Raw genomic sequence first — 16,655 nt, forward strand, 5'->3', positions numbered from 1 at the left:
ATGAGCGTATTGCGGCCAGCCCGGAGCGAGCACATGCGGTGCGCGTGGTTTGTCCTACTCACCGTCCTGATTGCGGCCGGTCCGGCCCGCGCCGGCGGACCTTACCCGGTAGTTCCGCCCGAGAACGGGGTGGCGCCCTTCATCGGCCCGACCTGGGATGCCTATCGCTGCGCCGACGGCACGATCTACAATTTCTACCACGGCGCCTATTACGGCGAGGAGCCGCCGGCACTGTATCGCGGCTATGCCTACCGGCCGTATTACCGCTACAGCGCCTATCGCAAATCACCGCGCAGATATTTCTGCGTCACGGACTAGGCGTTGCCGCACGGCCACGGTCGGCGGCAAATGATCATTGAGCCGGTTCCTGTGTTTGGTTTCGAGCAGAACGAATCCGCCACGTGCCGTTAGAACATGCGCTAACCGGGGCTGGCCAAATTTCATTCCGGATCCGTTTTCGAACCCGGCTGTGGCCGCTGGCGTAACCGCCAGCGGCTTTTTCATTGCTGCCATCACGAAATCATCAAACGGTAACGCGTTCTCAACCTGCCTGTCGTATCGACGAATCCGTCGCGGATTTGTATTGCGTACCGCGACACCAAAAATGTCCCGCCGGCGTGGGTGCGCCGCGCGGGCATTTTTGCCGGGGCCGATATCATGCCAAACGCAATCGAACAGATCGTGGACGCCTATGTGCGGCTGAAGAACCGCCGTGGCCTCGACGAACTGATGATGCACAGGCAGCGGCTGGCGGTCGATCTCAAGAGCAGGTCGGGCAAGTACGATTTCAGCCTGCCGATCGGGAAGATCGACGAGGAAATCGCGATCATCGAGGCTGGACTGGCGAGGCTCGCGGCGGCTGCGCCGGAGCTTGGTGCGACGCGGTTCCGCTAACAATGCTCAGTCGCGCCGGCCGCCATCGATCACGGTGAACAGCGGCCGCGCCGGGGTTGGCTCCACCAGCAATTCCTCCACCAGCGCCGTTGCCGCATCGACATATTTGCGCGTCGGCTTGTCGAGCTCGCGCTTCGCCTCGTCATCGAGCGCGACCTTGGCGGCCTCGACCAGCTTGCGCATCCGCGCCGCGTGATCGTCGCCCGCCGTCAGCGTCGCCCGCGCCAGCGAGCGCAGCACGAACAGCTCGCCTTCGAGGCGGAGCAGGCGGTCGTTGAGCCTGGAGAGGACGGCGTTGAGGTCGGCCATGGCTGCTGTTCGTTGCAGGGGATCCTGACCCCGTCTAGCGGTGATCGGTGAACGGAGTGCAAACGCCGAAGGTGCAATTGGGCCGATCTGCCGCGTCCCGGATCCCTCCAATTTCGGCGGCGGCTGCGCCTTACGCCGCAGTTCGCGCCAGATAGTCGCGGGCGAAGGCGAGGTACCAGTCGAGGCAGGCGGGGTTGGCCATCGCCTCCTTGTTGATGACCTTCTCCACGGGCTGGCCCAGCAGCAGCTTCTTGATCGGCAACTCCTGCTTCTTGCCCGACAACGTGCGCGGGATCTCGGCGACCGCAAAGATTTCGTTCGGCAGGAAGCGGCGCGACAGGCCGGCCTCGATCGCCTTGTTGATCTTCGCCTGCATCCCGCCGTCGAAGGCCACGCCGTCGCCCAGCACCACAAACAGCGGCATGTAGCTGTCGCGGCCGAGATATTCGAGATCGACAACGAGGCTATCGAGCACCTCCGGCAGCGCCTCGATCGCGGAATAGAGCTCGCTCGTGCCCATGCGCAGGCCGTGCCGGTTAATGGTGGCATCGCTGCGGCCATAGATCACGCATGAGCCGTCCGGATTGACCTTGAGCCAGTCGCCGTGGCGCCACACCGGCCCGCGGCCGCTGCCGTCGAAATTGTCCGGATAGGTCTCGAAATAGCTCGCGAGATAGCGTGCGTTGCCCTTGTCGTTCCAGAAGTAGAGCGGCATCGACGGCATCGGCTCGGTACAGACGAGCTCGCCGACCTCGTCGATCACGGCGCGGCCCTGTTCGCTGAAGGCTTCGACGGCGGCTCCCAGCAGGCGGCACTGCATCGCGCCCGGTGTCTGCGGCAGTTCGCGATTGCCCCCGATGAAAGCGCCGGCAAAGTCGGTGCCGCCGGAGATGTTCGCCCACCAGATATCGGCCTGGGCCTTGCTGCCGCTCTTTTTCGACAGCGCCGCGAAGCGCTCGTTGAACCAGGCTTGGGTATCGGCGCTGAGCGGTGAGCCTGTCGAGCCGAGGCAGCGCAGGGGCGAAAGATCTCCGGCCGTTGCCAGATCGATCTCCGCCTTGGCGCAATTGGCAAAGAACGCCGCGCCGGCGCCGAAGAAGGTCGCTTTCGATTGCGCCACGAAGCGCCATGACGTGGTCCAGTCCGGCTTGTCCTTGGTGCCGCCGGGGCTGCCGTCGAAGATGCAGCAGGTCGTGCCGCTCAAGAGGCCGCCGACCTGCGAATTCCACATGATCCAGCCGGTCGAAGAATACCAGTGATAGCGCTCGCCAAAGGAGTTCGGGTGATAGGAGCAGCCGATGTCGTTGTGCAACCCGAGCAGCGCCAGCACCACGATCACGATGCCGCCATGGCCGTGCACGATCGGCTTGGGCAGGCCGGTGGTGCCGCTGGAGTAGACGATCCAGAGCGGATGATCGAACGGCAGCCACATCGGCTCGAACGCCTCGATCGCGGCGCCCGTCCGTGCGGTGATATCGGAGAGCAGGGCGTCCGGTGCGGCGGGCGCTGTGGCGTCGCTGTGCAGGATGACATGCGCGACGCTCGGCAGCGATCGCCGCAACTCGGCGACGACGTCCTTGCGGTCATGCCTGCGCCCGGCATAGGTGACGGCATCGCAGGCGATCAGCACCTTTGGCTCGATCTGCTTGAAGCGGTCGATCACGGCGGGCGCGGCCATGTCGGGCGCACAGACGCTCCAGACCGCGCCGATGCTGGCGCTGGCGAGAAACGCGATAATGGTCTCGGCGATGTTGGGCAGATAGGCCGCGACGCGATCGCCGGGCTTGATCCCCTTGTCCTTGAGGTGCAGCGCGAGCGCGGCCGCCTTGCGCTTGAGCTCCGGCCAGCTGGTCTCGTGAAGCTTGCCGTCCTCGCCGCCGCTGACGATCGCGGGCAGGCCCGCGGCATGCGCCGCGTCAACATGCCGGAACACCTGTCGCGCATAGTTCACCTGTGCGCCGGGAAACCAGACCGCGCCGGGCATCTTGCGCTCGGTGATGACGGCTGCAAACGGCGTCGGCGATTGCAGATCGTAATAATCCCAGATGCTGCGCCAGAATCCGTCGAGGTCGCGTACCGACCATTGCCGCATCTCCTCGTAATTCGCGAAGGTGAGGCCACGCTGCGCGGCGAGCCAGTTGCGATAGAGGGCGATCTGCGGGACGAAAGGGGCGGTCATTTTGCATCGGCTTCAATTGCGGGGAAGGGCGAACTTAACCGGTGTCGCGCTCCAGCAAAAGCCGCGCATCCCCGCCGAATGGCAGGCATGACGGCCGCGATCTCGCGTCATGCGTCAGGAGGCTTTGAGCCCGCTCCGACCTCGCCGCCACCGTTGATCCAGGTCAACGCCGCCGGTCCTCCGGCGCTCAAATTGCGTTCGGCCGCGCCGAGGCGGCACCCATCACCATGTCACGCGTGCAAAGAGGGAGGAACACGATGCGCCGGAGCGAACGTCTCTCGATGAAGTCACTATCAGTTGCAGCGACTGCGGCGGGCATTCTCTTTGGATTTGCCGGTGTCACTCTCACGGCAACGCCCGCAAATGCCGTCGTCTATTGCCAGTACGTCGATTATCCCCCGTCGTGTGTCGCACGCGCCGGCGTGGTGCTGCGGCCGCGTCCAGTCGCGCGAGCTGCGGTTCGGGCCGGCACCGTGAGCGGGACCAATCTGAATGGCGGCGTCAATCGCGTCGGCGTACGCCGCTAAGCGAATGGCGTGCGGGTCACGAAACCCGACGGCGGAGGGACCGGGTTCGTGACCTGCTATGCTACCACCCGACGTCGGCCCAGCGCCGGCCGAACACCGGTGGCTTGGTCTTCACCGCCGACCAGCCGAAGAAATGATGCTTGCCCGACCAGGTGTGCACCACGCCGCTACAGATGCTGCACTTGAAGTGGCCCGAATGCGACTCGGCGTGCTCTTCCCTCGTCGCAGTGTAGTTCATGCTGCAACCGGGGCAGGTGAATTCTTCGATCGTCCAAATGCTGTTGGCCATTGCACCGCAATTGTTTTTGGGACCTCGTCGCAAAGCGTAGGGGCGGGCGTTTGCATCGGCGTAAACCGGGGGGCTGAAATCCGGTTAATCGTTGTTAGCCAAACCGGGCGCCGGTCGCGGATATTGCTGAATTGTCCCGACAATTGCAGCGCCCGTCAGTCCAAATCGCGCCGCCGGTCGGTCCAAGCGCCTCCTTGATCGGACAGCTAGATTTCATCCCATCGCCCTGGTTGGGCAGGGCAAAAATCATTGGGGGTGAGATCGTGGGCAAGAAACTTATTTTGACGGTTGCGTTGTTGTCGCTGGCAACGCCCGCCTTTGCGGCTGACATCATCGAGCCGGTGCCGGTCAAGGCGCCGATCGCGCCGGCTCCGATCTTCACCTGGACCGGGTTCTATATCGGCGCCCACGGCGGTGGCGCCTGGAGCAAGTGGACCGGTATTGATCCGACCGATCCGACGGCGACCTGGAGCTCTGTGACGGCCAGTGGTGGCGTGGTCGGCGGCCAGATCGGCGGCAATTACCAGATCAGCAATTTCGTGGTTGGTCTCGAGGGCACCGGCGCCTGGTCCAGCGTCACGCTCAATGCCGGCGGTCCCTTCGGCGGCGGCGCCGGCTTCAACCTGTCGCTGAAAAACGACTATATCGCCACGGTTGCCGGCCGCTTCGGCGTCGCCTTCGACCGCGTCCTGCTCTACGCCAAGGGCGGCGCGGCTTTCACCCGCGACAAATACAGCGCCAACAACGGCCTGGCCGGGGCGCTCGCCGGCTCGGCCAACGGTAGCTTCAACCGTACCGGCTGGCTCGCCGGCGGTGGCGTCGAATGGATGTTCATGCCGAACTGGTCGGTGCGGGCCGAGTACAACTATCTCGGCTTCGGCTCCATCACCGAGCAACCGGTGACGACGGGCAATCTGGTGGCCTCGCCTGCCAACGTGAAGCTGAACATCCAGACCGGCACGGTGGGCGTCAACTATCACTTCTAAGGGCGCAGGTCCGGGCGCCTTCGTCACAGCGGTTTCATCTTGAAGCACGATCCGGCCCGTCCCCGACGGGCCGGGCGCGCGGCCGGTCGTCTTGACGCCCGGCTTTTGGCTGGCAATAACCCTAGCCCGCGCAAGTGCCGGAACCCGCGTTGATGCCGCAAGGAAAGCCGTGCCTGTGAAAAGTCTGCGTCAGCTCCTGACGGGCGAGGACGTCATCCAGCTCGTGATCCGCCTCGGCCTGCTCGCGCTGCTGATTCTGTGGACGCTCTACATCATCCGGCCGTTCGTGCCGATCCTGGCCTGGAGCGGCGTGCTCGCGGTGGCGTTCTATCCGGCCTTCAGCTGGGTCGCCAAGGTCCTCGGAGGCCGTCCCAGGACCGCGGCTGCGATCCTCACCCTGATCACGCTCGGCATTGTGCTCGGCCCGGCCACATGGCTCGGCGTGAGTGCCGTGGACGGGGGCAGGGAGCTGGCACACCAGCTCGGCACCGGCGACCTCGCGCTTCAGGCGGCGCCGGAATCGATCAAGTCGTGGCCGGTGATCGGCCCGACGCTGTTCGAGCTGTGGGACCAGGCCTATAACAATATCCGCGCCGTGCTGCGCGAGGTCGCGCCTTATCTGCAGCCGCTGGCGGGACCGCTGCTGTCGCTCGCAGGCGATGCCAGCCTCGGCACGCTCCAGTTCCTGGTCTCGGTGTTTGTCGCCGGCTTCCTGTTTCCGCACGGGCCGCGATTGGTTGCGGCCGGACGCGGTTTCCTGTCGCGCATCGTGCCGGAGCAGGGCGAGCATTTTCTCGAGCTGGGCGGCGCCACCATCCGCGCGGTGGCGCAAGGCGTGATCGGCGTCGCCATCGTACAGGCGCTGCTCGCCGGCATCGGCTTCAAGCTCGCCGCCGTGCCGAGCGCGGGCCTGCTTGCCTTTATCGTGCTGCTGCTATCGATCGTGCAGATTGGCGCCTTCCTCGTGCTGCTGCCGGTGATCATCTGGATCTGGACCGCCAAGGACGTCACCACGGCGCTGGTGTTCACCGTGTTCTTCGTCCTTGTCGGCTTCCTCGACACCATGCTGAAGCCGCTGGTGATGGGACGCGGTCTCAACACGCCGACCATCGTGATCTTCGTCGGCGTGATCGGCGGCACGCTCGCCCACGGCATCGTCGGCCTGTTCATCGGGCCGATCATCCTGTCGGTGGCGTGGGAAATGGCGGCGGCGTGGATCCGGACCGAGGACCGGACCGCGGCTGCGAAGCCGAACGTGATCGCGCCGGCCGACGAGGTCCGCTAGCTGGCCGGCAGCCCCGGGAGGGCCCGGACTTGCCGCGCCTCGCTTGCGTGTGGACAACGATGGGAGCCGACGGTATCCGGGGCGGTCGGCGAACTTGTCTAATGAAATAGACAAGTTACGATGGCGCGATTCTGTTTTCAGTTTGCGACAGTTGTAATGGCGAAGTCTTCCAAGCTGGTTGCCGCCAGGCGCGGCAAGGTTCTGTTGGTCAGGCGACGGTCGGACGGCCTCTGGATGTTCCCCGGTGGCCGAAAGCGTGCGCGCGAGTCCGACAAGGACTGCCTGCGCCGCGAGATCAAGGAGGAATTGCCCAAGCTGAAGCTCGGCCGGATCAGCCTCTGGAAGGAAGTGACGGCCAAGAACAAGCGCTCGGGCCGCAAGATGAGCGACGCGATCTTCATCGCCAAGAGCGCCAAGGGCCGGCTTGCGATCGGCGACAAGAAGGAGCTCGACCGCGCCGCCTGGCAGAAGCCGCGCGGGATCCGCCTGACCGCGACCTCGCGCTACATCCGCGATCGCCTGTTTCCGAGGAAGCCGCGGCGGAGCTAGCCACCGGGGTGTGACAAATCGCCCGATCATTCTGCGCGGCAAGTGTGAACCAGTTCACAGGCGGCTACGGAGAGGGCTGTTATAAGGACGTCATTGCCTTACCAATCCATTTTCCCCGAAACACCCCAGTGTCTCCGCGCACTGGGGTTTTTCGCGTCGGGGGCCATCTGCTCAGCCCTGCCGCCGCAGGAAGCCCGTGATCGTGACTTTCTCCCAGATGCCGGCCGCCGCGAACGGATCGGCGCGATTGAAGGCTTCGACCTCGGCGCGGCTGGGAGACTCGATCAGGAACAGACTGCCGATCATCGTGGCGCCGTCGTCGGCGACCAGCGGTCCCGACATCACGATCTTGACGCCGAAGCGCGAGGTGTCGCTCAGGAACGCCTTGTGGGCATCGTAATTGGCAAGCCGCGTCGGCAGTGCACCGGTGCGGTCGATGGCATGGATGGCAAACAGCATGGTGTCTCCGTGTCTTGCTTCGGTTGTTGGGACGGCCGCGCTGGCGGCCATCCGTGCTTGTCGTGAAAAGGCTTATTTCGCGCCGAGCTTGCCGGCTTCCTCGAAGGTCGGGCAGGTGCGTTGCTCGAGCGGCTGGTCGAACGGCTGGTAATTGTCCCTGGTGATGACCGTCGGCTTCAGCACGATCTCGGAGATCACGGGTTCATTGCGCAACGAGCGGATCGCCATCATGGTGCCGAGACAGCCCTGGTAAAAGCCGTTGTAGTCGCCGCTCGCCAGCAGCTTGCCGGACTTGATGGCATCGATCGCCTCCTTGGTGCCGTTGATGCCGATCACCTGAGCCTTGCGGTTGGCGCCGTCGAGCGCCTCGATCGCCCCGACCGCCATGGCGTCGTTGGCGGCGAGCACGCCATCGATCTGCGCGTTCGACTGCATCAGGTTCTCCATGACCTGGAGCGCCTGGAGCCGCTGATAGTTGCCGGGCTGCGAGGCCAGGAGCTTGGCGCCCGGGTTCTCCTTCAGCGCATCGTTGAAGCCGCGGACGCGATCGACATTGGTGAGCGAGCCCTTGACGCCCTCGATGATCACGATGTTGCCCTTGCCGCCGAGCGTCTTGAGCAGGAAGCGCGCGGTCTCGAGGCCGAGGCTGTAATCGTCGGCGCCGACGAAGGAGAGGAACTTGCCGCCGGCGGAGCGGTCGGTGATGTTGACGACGGGAATCTTGGCGTCGTTGATCTTCTCGACACCAGGCACCATCGCCTTGTAGTCGACCGGCGTGAATACGATCGCGCTCGGCTTCTTCACCACGACGTCCTCGATCTGGCTGAGCTGCTCTGGGATCGAGTCCGGCTTGGTCGGAATGTACTGGAGCGTCTTGGCGTTCAGGGTCTTCGCCATGTTGTCGGCGCCGACCCGCACCGTCTGGAAGAACGGGTTGGTCTGGTTCTTGGTGAACACAGCAATGGTCTCGCCATCGGCGCGCGCCTGCGTCGCGAACGCGGCCGCCAGCACCAGTGGCAGTGCGAGATAGCCCAGTCTCTGTTTCATGTCGTCTCCATCCCCATTTTGGTTTGTTGGATTGCTTGAGAATTCATTGCGCGCGGCGCCGGGTCTTCATGTCGAGCCAGACCGCAAGAATGACGATGATGCCGGTGACGAGCGGCTGCCAATTGGCGCTGACGGAGAGCAGGTTCATGCCGTTCAGCACCAGCGTCAGGATCAGTGCGCCGATGAAAGTGCCGAACACGGTGCCGACACCGCCGAACAGCGAGGTGCCGCCGATCAGCACGGCCGCGATCGCCGGCAGTGTCAGGCTTTCGCCGATGTCGGCTTCGGCGGAATTGAGCCGGGACAGGAAGATGATCGAGGCAAGCCCCGCCATGGTGCCGGAGACGGCGTAGACCAGCAGAAGGCGGCGCGTGACGGGAATGCCGGAGAGGCGGGCGGCGACCGGATTGGCGCCGATCGCATAGATCTCCTGGCCCCAGATCGTGCGCTGGGCAAACAGCGTTCCGATGCCGAGGAACACCAGCAGCAGATAGACCGGGATCGGCAGCCCGAACAGATAGCCGCTGCCGATCTGGCGGAATCCAGCCGGGAAGCCGTGCAGCGTCTCGCCCGCCATGTACCAGTAGGTGAGCCCGTTCAGCACCCAGAGCATGCCGTAGGTGGCGATGAAGGAGGGGATGCGCAGCGCCGTCACCATGATGCCGTTGAGGAGGCCAACGATGCCGCCGCAGGCAAGCCCGGTCAGGATGCCCAGCACCGGCGATCCCGTGGTGTGGATCACGGTCCCGGCGACGCAGGCGGACAGGGCGACATTGGCGCCGACCGAGAGATCGAGGCCGGCGGTGAGCACCACCAGCGTCAGGCCCGAGGCGATGAAGAAGGTGAGGCTCGCCTGGCGCAGGACGTTGAGGATGTTGCCGAGGCTCAGGAACGAGTCGTTCAGCACCGCCAGCACGGCGCAGATCAGCAGCACGGCGAGCAGCCGATAGAACAGCTGGATCGCGTCCTGGGACAGGAAGGAACGCGGCGGCGACAGCGCTTCCTTGGTGATGTCGGTCATGTGCGGCTCCGCAGGCCATCGAGGAACAGCGCGACGATGACGAGGACGCCGACGCTTGCGACCTGCACCGAGGACGGCAGCGAGATCAAATTCAGCCCGTTGCGCAGCACGCCGACGGCGATGACGCCGAGGAGCGTGCCGAGCAGCCAGCCGTTGCCGCGCTCGAACGAGGTGCCGCCGACCGCGACGGCTGCGATCGCATCGAATTCGAGCCCGAGGCCCGCGGTCGGATGGCCCGAATTCATGCGCGCGGTCATCAATAGGCCCGCGATGCCGGCCATTGTGCCGCCGATCGCGTAGACCGCGATCAGCAGCTTGTTGGGCGAGAGGCCGGCATATCTGAGCGCCTCGCGATTGCCGCCAAGCGCGAACACATAGCTGCCGAAGCGGGTGTGATAGAGCAGGCCGTGAAAGGCGGCGTAGGTCACGAGCGCGATCACGATCGGCACGGGAATGCCGAGCAGCGTCGCCGAATAGATGTCGCGGACGCTGTGGGGAATGCCGACTACGCTCTGGCCGTCGGAGACGATCAGCGACAGGCCCTGTGCCATGCCGAGGGTGCCGAGCGTCGCCACGAAGGGCGGGATGCCCAGGATCGCGACCAGCCAGCCGTTGACGGTGCCGAAGGCCGCGCCGACCAGCACGCCGGCGCCCAGGCCGAGCAGCATCGACTTGGTCGCGAGCGAGACGATGGCGACGCAGAGCGAGGTCAGCGTCAGCACCGCGCCCATCGAGAGGTCCAGCCCCTCGGTCATGATGATCAGCGTCATCGGCAGCGCCAGCATGGTCAGGATGGTCGACTGCACCAGCACGTTGGAGAGGTTGGCCGGTGTGAGAAAGCCGGGCGCAATGGCGCCAAACAGAACGATCAAGGCGCCCAGCACAATGGCGACGCCGGGAATGCGCTGCAGCGGATTGGGTTGGGAAACGACGGCGGCCTCACGCATGGTGCATCCCCAATCGCACGATGTTCTCCTCGGTCAGCTCGTTGCGCGCCAGATGTCCGGCGACGCGGCCTTCGCGCATCACATAGGCGCGGTCGCAGACATGGCAGATCTCGACCTGCTCGGACGAGATCATCAGCGCCGCGGCGCCCTCGGCGACCAGCCGGTCGATCAGGGCGAAGATCTCGGACTTTGCGCCGACGTCGATGCCGCGGGTCGGCTCGTCGAAGATGAAGAGCTTTGCGCCGGCCGCCAGCCATTTGCCGATCACGACCTTCTGCTGATTGCCGCCGGACAGCAGACCAACGGTCTGGCGCGCGCTCGGGGTGGCGATGCGGAGCTGACGGATCAGGCCATCGGCGGTGCGCTGGCCGCTGCGCGGATCGAACAGCCCGCTTGGGAACAGTTTTCGCAGCGCCGAGACCACGAGATTGTCGCCGACCGAACGCAACAGCGCGAGCCCTTCGCTCTTGCGGCTTTCCGGGATCAGCGCGATGCCGCGGCGGGCGGCAACGTCGGGCTCGCCGGAGATCGCCTTGCCATCGAACACGATCTCGCCCGAGGCGACTGGATCGGCACCGAAGATCGCGCGCGCCACCTCGGTGCGGCCGGATCCGACCAGACCGCACAGGCCGACGATCTCGCCGCGGCGGACCTCGATGTTGATGTCGGAGATGCCGCTCGGTGCGGTCAGCCCCTTGACCGCAAGCAGCACCTCGCCGGGCTTGTCGGCAAAATTGCGCGGATAGGTCATGTCGACGGTGCGGCCGACCATCATGCGAACGAGCTGGTCGGGCGTGACGTCGGCCGGCTTGACGCCGTCGATGCGGCGGCCGTCGCGCAGCACCGTGATGCGGTCGCCGAGCGCAAACACCTCGGCCATGCGGTGCGAAATATAGACGATGGAGACGCCGTCGGCCTTCAGTCGCGCGATCAGCGCGAACAACAGCTCGGTCTCGCGATCGGACAGCGCCGCGGTCGGTTCATCCATCACCAGGATGCGCGCGTTCTGGCTGATGGCTTTGGCGATCTCGACCATCTGCTGCTGGGCGACGCCGAGCGTGTTCACGGTGATGGAGGGATCGATGTCGAAGCCGATTGAGTCGAGCAAGCGCTTGGCATCGGCCAGGATCTTGCGCCGGTCGATGGTGCCGGGGATGCGGCCCTTCGGCTCGCGGCCCAGGAAGATGTTCTGGGCGATGTCGAGATAGGGGACGAGCGAGAATTCCTGGAAGATCACGGCAATGCCGAGTTTTTGCGCGTCGGCGGTCGAGGCGATCGTGACCTTATCGCCTTTGTAGAAGAATTCCCCGGCGTCGGCCTGGTACGCGCCGCACAGCACCTTCATCAGGCTGGACTTGCCGGCGCCGTTCTCACCGAGCAGCATGTGGACTTCGCTCGCGTAGAGCGCAAAGGACACGTCGTCCAGCGCCTTGACGCCGGGAAATTCCTTGCTGATGCCGCGCAACTGCAACAGCGGCGTCGCGTCGTCCTCGCGAGGTGCGGCCGTCTGCAATGCCGTGCTCATGCCCGCACTCCCGAAAAGATCTTGCCGGGGTTCATCAATCCGTCGGGATCGAGCGCGGTCTTGATCGACCGCATCACGTCGACGGCGTCGCCGAGCTCGTCAGTGAGATAGTCGATCTTGCCGAGCCCGATGCCGTGTTCGCCGGTGCAGGTGCCGTCCATTGCGATGGCGCGGCCGACCATGCGGGCCTGCAGTGCCTTAGCGCCGTCGATTTCCTCCGGCTTTGCGGGATCGACCAGGATCAGCATGTGGAAATTGCCGTCGCCGACATGGCCGACGATCGGCGCGGTGAAACCGTGCTCATCGGCATCGCGGCGCGTCTCGGTCAGGCATTCCGCCAGTCGCGAGATCGGCACGCAGACATCGGTGATGACGGCGCGCGCGCCTGGTCGCAGGCCCAGGCCGGCATAGAGCGTGTTGTCGCGGGCGTGCCAGAGCCGGCTGCGGTCCTCCGGCGCCTTGGCCCATTCGAAACCGCGGCCGCCGTGCTCGGCGGCGATGGCCTGAGCCAACTCGGCCTGCTCGGCAACGGCGGTCTCCGAGCCGTGGAATTCGAAGAACAGGGTCGGTGCCTCGCGATAGCCGAGCTTGGCGTAGGCGTTGATCCCGCGCATCATGACGTCGTCGAGCAGCTCGACGCGGGCCACGGGAATGGCGGCCTGGATGATGCCGATCGCGGTATCGACGGCGTTGTGCAGGGTGTCGAAGCTGCACACCGCCGCCGAGATCGCCTGCGGCAGCGGATGCAGTTTCAGGGTGATCTCGGTGATCACGCCGAGAGTGCCCTCGGCGCCGACGAACAGCCGTGTCAGATCGTAGCCGGCCGCGGATTTGCGGGCGCGGCGGGAGGTGCGGATCACGCGACCGTCGGCCAGCACCACCTCCAGCGCCATGACGTTGTCTTTCATCGTGCCGTAGCGCACCGCCATGGTGCCTGAGGCGCGCGTGGAGGTCATGCCGCCGATCGAGGCATCCGCGCCGGGATCGATCGGGAAAAACAATCCGGTGCCGCGCAGCTCGGCATTGAGTTGCTTGCGGGTGATGCCGGGCCGGACCACGACATTCATGTCGCTGTCGTGGACCACCAGCACCTTGTTCATGCGTGCGAAGTCGATGCAGACGCCGCCCGCGACCGCGGAGGCATTGCCCTCGAGCGAGGTGCCGGCGCCGAACGGCACGATCGGCATGCCCGCGCCGGCGCAGAGCTTGACGATCTCGGCGACCTCAGCCGTCGTCTCGGGATAGACGACGATGTCCGGGGGCAGGGCGCGATAATAGGACTCGCTCTGGCCATGCTGGTCGAGCACGCCGCGCGCGATGGTCGCACGCGGACCGATCACGCCCATGAGGCGTTCAGCCAAAGCGGCACTGTTGACCCGCGGTCCCATCGTTTCTCCCTGTCGTCCGTCCTTGTCGCGGACTGTTGTCAGTCCGTCGATTCGACGTTCGGCTTACGCCGCTTGCGCGTTGCTTGCAGCCTGCTTCAGGCCGAAATCATAGTTGAGATGGAAGTAGGCGCTGTCCACCATGCGACCATCCGGCGCACGGCCGGGCGGGCAATGCACGAAGTCGTGGATCAGGCTGTCCTTGACGCCGAACACCACGTCGGAGTCGAGATATTTGTCGCCGGCGACGAACACATGCGTCACGAGCTGCTCGAAGCCCGGCGCCGAGATCATGAAGTGCACATGCGCCGGGCGCCAGGGATGGCGACCCTGCGCCTCCAGCATCTCGCCGACCGGGCCGTCATGCGGGATCGGATACGCCGCCGGCTTGATCGACCAGAAATGGAAGCGGCCATTGGCGTCGGTGTGGAAGCGGGCGCGCATCGTGAGATCGCCGATCTCGTCGAGCTGCTGCACGTCGTAATAGCCGTCATTGTCGGAATGCCAGACGTCGACCACGGCGCCTGCGAGCGGCCTTCCGTCGACGGTCGAGACCGAGCCCGTGACGATCATGGGATCGCCTTCCATGGTCCCAGAAATATCGTCGCCATTCTGCTTCTCCGGCGCGGCCTGGACGAAGAATGGACCGAGCACGGTGGTCTCGGTCGCGCCTTCCGGCACCGGGTGGTTGATCGCGTCGACCAGCATGGAGACGCCGAGCGTATCCGACAGCAGGATGAACTCCTGTCGCTTGTCGTCGCACATGTGTCCTGTGCGGGTCAGGAAGTCGATGCCGTATTCCCATTCCTTCTGGGTCGGGCGGATCTCGCGCACGAAGGCATGGAGGTGACGCACCAGGGCTTCGCTGACCTGCTTGATGCGGGGATCGGTGGCGCCTGAAATGCGCTCGAGCACGGCGTCGGTGATGTTGGTCTCGCTGAAATTACGCAAATCTGCCTCCGCTAATCAGAGTTTGGGCTCGTCTAGGCCCGACAGCCGTTCGAGATGCTTCACGGTCGCAATGAAATCGGTCTCGCCGTCGCCTTGTGCGACCAGCGAGCCGTAGGTCTCGCGTACCTGGGCCGCGAGCTGCAGCGGCACGCCGACGGCATGGCCGGCGCCCAAGATGAGATCGAGGTCCTTGGCCATCTGCTTGCAGGAGAAGCTCGAGACGAAGTCGCGCTTTCGCAGCGGCGCGGTCTTGTACTTCACCATCGGAGAGGCGACCGCACTCTCGTCCAGCACCTTCAAAATGTCCTGCCAGCCGATGCCGCCCTTGCGCGCCAGCGCCAGGCTCTCGGCCATCATCGCCGCCGAGACCGCGATCATGAGATTGACCGCGAGCTTTGCGTAGCGCGCTTCCTCGCTCGGCCCGAGATAGGTCTGCGCGCGCGTAAAACTCGCAAACAGCGGTTTTGCGCTCTCGAAGGCGTCTTTGGGTCCGGAGACGAAGCAGCTCAGTGCGCCGGTGTGGACGATGCTGGCGTTCCCTGAAACTGGCGCCCGCAGATAGGCGACGCCACGCGCCTGCGCGGCGGCATCGACTTCGGCGGAGCCTTCGGCGCTGACAGTGCTGGTCTCGATCAGCACCGCCTTCGGCGCCATCGCAGCGATCAGCCCGGTCGGGCCGAGCATCACCGCGCGCAAGGCGGCGTCGTCGGGGAGCGAGGTGATGACTAATGGGCGGCCGTTGACGGCGTCCGCGGGCGAGCTGGCCACGGCAATCCCGTGCTCGCGTGCCTCGTTGAGACGCGCGGCGCTCTGGTCGAAGGCAGTGACGGCGTAGCCGGCCTTGGCGACGAGAAGCGACATCGGCAGGCCCATCTTGCCGATGCCGATGAAGGCGACCTGTTTGCTTGTTTCAGTCATTGTTGTTGTCCGTTGGCCGCTATGTTGCGGCGTGCCCTTGTCGTTCGATGTCTTTCACCAGCCGCTGGCCGGATCGCGCGAGCAGCTCTTTCTTCCGGTCGAGCCCGTCGGCCAGCAGTTTTCCATTCCGCTTCTTCCAGACGCCCCCGATCATCACCGATTCGATGTTGGCGAGGCTGGTCTGCATCACGACGGTGGCGATGGGATCATGGACCGGAAAGAGGTTGAGATCGTCGGCGTTGATGACCACGAGATCGGCGAGTTTGCCCGGCGTCAGCGACCCGATCTGGCTCTCGCGGCCGAGCATGCGTGCGCCTTCGGTGGTGATCCAGGCCAGCGCCTCGCGCGCGGGAATCGTGGTCGTCGCGGGAATCGTGCCTTCGCTCTTGCGCATCTCGGAATTGTCGAGCGCGCGCTGCATCGACAGGGCGACGCGGGCGGCAGAAAAGAGGTCTCCGGCCAGCACGGACTCCAGGTCGATGCCGATGGTGGGCCGGACACTGCGTTTGAGCAGCCGTCCGGTGATGGGAAAGCCGTGGCCCTGGATCATCTCGTTTTCGGGCGTCACCGAGAAGCTGACGCCGAGATCGATCAGCCTCTGCAGGAGATCGTCGGGCAGATCGTTGCCATGAACGATGTTGACGTTCGGCCCAACGAGCCCGGCCTCGATCAGCTTCTCCCAGCCACCTTGCGTCTTCGCGGGACCGCCGCCCTGATGCATCGAGGCGATCAGGCCGAGTTCCCGCGCCAGCCGGAAATCGTGCAAGGACACGTCGAGCGTCGAATAGTGCGGACCGAGAATGGCAAGTCCGAGCGTGACCAGGCCATCGCGGTCGGCGAGGGGACCCGCCAGCAGCCGCTCGACCTCGCGGCGCGGATGCGGCACCTCCGAGAAATGCGGCTCGCCCGGTTTCGGCTCAGGCTTCGGCGAGCCGTGGAAGAAGGCAGCTCGGATGCCGCTTTCGAGCAGGCCGCGCACGGCGGCGTCGGTATGAGCCGGCGTCGGGTTGTTGTGGCACCAATCGACCAACGTGGTGGCGCCGCAATTGATCTGGTTCAGCGCGCCGACGAGGGTGGCGATGTAGATGTCGTCGGGGGCGAACAGGGTCGCGAGCCCGGCATGCATGCGGCGGAAATATTCGAGCAGCGTCCAGTTCGCGGCATACCCGCGCAGCGCCGTCTGCCAGGTGTGCATATGCGCGTTGATCAGCCCGGGGATGACGATGCGGCCGCGGCCGTCGACGATCTCGGCATCGGTGGCGTCAATGCCGGGACGCACCTCGGCGATCCGCCCATTCTCGACCAGCACGTCGCCGAAACGGAGATCGCCGATCGATGCGTCCATGCTGATGATCGTTGCTGACTGGATGAGGGTGCGCCGCAT

18 protein-coding genes are annotated in these 16,655 nt (G+C 65.2%); 6 read left to right on the forward strand and 12 right to left on the reverse strand.

The features are described 5' to 3' along the window. Positions 1-33 precede the first annotated feature (33 nt). A complete protein-coding gene (locus QA645_RS21330; RefSeq protein WP_283052867.1) occupies positions 34-318 on the forward strand; it encodes a hypothetical protein in 285 nt (94 codons plus the stop codon). 339 nt (positions 319-657) lie between these two features. Continuing rightward, positions 658-894, forward strand: coding sequence for a hypothetical protein (locus tag QA645_RS21335; RefSeq protein ID WP_254131604.1), 237 nt, complete (start codon positions 658-660; stop codon positions 892-894). A 6-nt stretch (positions 895-900) separates the two neighbouring features. Here QA645_RS21335 and QA645_RS21340 read toward each other — a convergent pair whose 3' ends face one another. After that, on the reverse strand, positions 901-1,203 hold the full coding sequence (locus tag QA645_RS21340; RefSeq protein WP_200493911.1) for a hypothetical protein: 303 nt from the start codon (positions 1,201-1,203) through the stop codon (positions 901-903). 130 nt (positions 1,204-1,333) lie between these two features. Continuing rightward, positions 1,334-3,382 carry an acetoacetate--CoA ligase gene (locus QA645_RS21345; RefSeq protein WP_283052869.1) on the reverse strand — a complete coding sequence of 683 codons (2,049 nt, stop codon included), beginning with the start codon at positions 3,380-3,382 and terminating at the stop codon, positions 1,334-1,336. Between the two features lie 257 nt (positions 3,383-3,639). On the opposite strand from QA645_RS21345, the gene QA645_RS21350 reads away from it, so the two are divergent. Next, positions 3,640-3,909 (forward strand): hypothetical protein, encoded by a 270-nt coding sequence (locus QA645_RS21350; RefSeq protein ID WP_254131602.1) that lies wholly within the window; start codon positions 3,640-3,642, stop codon positions 3,907-3,909. Positions 3,910-3,970: 61 nt separating this feature from the next. On the opposite strand, the gene QA645_RS21355 is transcribed toward QA645_RS21350, so the two are convergent. Beyond that, positions 3,971-4,198, reverse strand: a complete 228-nt coding sequence (locus tag QA645_RS21355) for a hypothetical protein (RefSeq protein ID WP_283052872.1) — start codon at positions 4,196-4,198, stop codon at positions 3,971-3,973. Positions 4,199-4,461: 263 nt separating this feature from the next. Here QA645_RS21355 and QA645_RS21360 point away from each other — a divergent pair, with 263 nt between their 5' ends. The 3 genes from QA645_RS21360 to QA645_RS21370 all read left to right on the forward strand — a co-directional run bounded on the left by QA645_RS21360 (position 4,462) and on the right by QA645_RS21370 (position 7,018). Then, on the forward strand, positions 4,462-5,184 hold the full coding sequence (locus tag QA645_RS21360) for an outer membrane protein (protein ID WP_283052873.1): 723 nt from the start codon (positions 4,462-4,464) through the stop codon (positions 5,182-5,184). 169 nt (positions 5,185-5,353) lie between these two features. Then, entirely contained in the window at positions 5,354-6,469 is a 1,116-nt protein-coding gene (locus QA645_RS21365; RefSeq protein WP_283052876.1) for an AI-2E family transporter, read from the forward strand. Between the two features lie 156 nt (positions 6,470-6,625). Next, positions 6,626-7,018 (forward strand): NUDIX hydrolase, encoded by a 393-nt coding sequence (locus tag QA645_RS21370; protein WP_254131598.1) that lies wholly within the window; start codon positions 6,626-6,628, stop codon positions 7,016-7,018. Positions 7,019-7,189: 171 nt separating this feature from the next. On the opposite strand, the gene QA645_RS21375 is transcribed toward QA645_RS21370, so the two are convergent. The 9 genes from QA645_RS21375 to QA645_RS21415 form a co-directional block, all read right to left on the reverse strand. Further along, positions 7,190-7,477, reverse strand: coding sequence for a YciI family protein (locus QA645_RS21375; protein ID WP_283052881.1), 288 nt, complete (start codon positions 7,475-7,477; stop codon positions 7,190-7,192). A 72-nt stretch (positions 7,478-7,549) separates the two neighbouring features. Continuing rightward, a complete protein-coding gene (locus QA645_RS21380; protein WP_283052883.1) occupies positions 7,550-8,524 on the reverse strand; it encodes a sugar ABC transporter substrate-binding protein in 975 nt (324 codons plus the stop codon). Positions 8,525-8,567: 43 nt separating this feature from the next. Further along, positions 8,568-9,545, reverse strand: a complete 978-nt coding sequence (locus tag QA645_RS21385; RefSeq protein WP_283052885.1) for an ABC transporter permease — start codon at positions 9,543-9,545, stop codon at positions 8,568-8,570. Further along, complete coding sequence (locus QA645_RS21390) at positions 9,542-10,492, reverse strand: ABC transporter permease (RefSeq protein WP_234685612.1); 951 nt, start codon at positions 10,490-10,492, stop codon at positions 9,542-9,544. The genes QA645_RS21385 and QA645_RS21390 overlap by 4 nt, the downstream gene beginning before the upstream one ends. Beyond that, positions 10,485-12,017 carry a sugar ABC transporter ATP-binding protein gene (locus QA645_RS21395; RefSeq protein ID WP_283052890.1) on the reverse strand — a complete coding sequence of 511 codons (1,533 nt, stop codon included), beginning with the start codon at positions 12,015-12,017 and terminating at the stop codon, positions 10,485-10,487. Before QA645_RS21395 ends, QA645_RS21390 begins: the two co-directional genes overlap by 8 nt. Beyond that, positions 12,014-13,405 carry an FAD-linked oxidase C-terminal domain-containing protein gene (locus QA645_RS21400; protein WP_283052892.1) on the reverse strand — a complete coding sequence of 464 codons (1,392 nt, stop codon included), beginning with the start codon at positions 13,403-13,405 and terminating at the stop codon, positions 12,014-12,016. Before QA645_RS21400 ends, QA645_RS21395 begins: the two co-directional genes overlap by 4 nt. Positions 13,406-13,468: 63 nt before the next feature. Beyond that, complete coding sequence (locus tag QA645_RS21405) at positions 13,469-14,353, reverse strand: intradiol ring-cleavage dioxygenase (protein WP_283052894.1); 885 nt, start codon at positions 14,351-14,353, stop codon at positions 13,469-13,471. A 15-nt stretch (positions 14,354-14,368) separates the two neighbouring features. Next, on the reverse strand, positions 14,369-15,271 hold the full coding sequence (locus QA645_RS21410) for an NAD(P)-dependent oxidoreductase (RefSeq protein WP_283052896.1): 903 nt from the start codon (positions 15,269-15,271) through the stop codon (positions 14,369-14,371). Positions 15,272-15,290: 19 nt separating this feature from the next. Continuing rightward, a complete protein-coding gene (locus QA645_RS21415) occupies positions 15,291-16,655 on the reverse strand; it encodes an amidohydrolase family protein (RefSeq protein ID WP_283052899.1) in 1,365 nt (454 codons plus the stop codon).

Source organism: Bradyrhizobium sp. CIAT3101, from assembly GCF_029714945.1.
Lineage (GTDB): Bacteria > Pseudomonadota > Alphaproteobacteria > Rhizobiales > Xanthobacteraceae > Bradyrhizobium.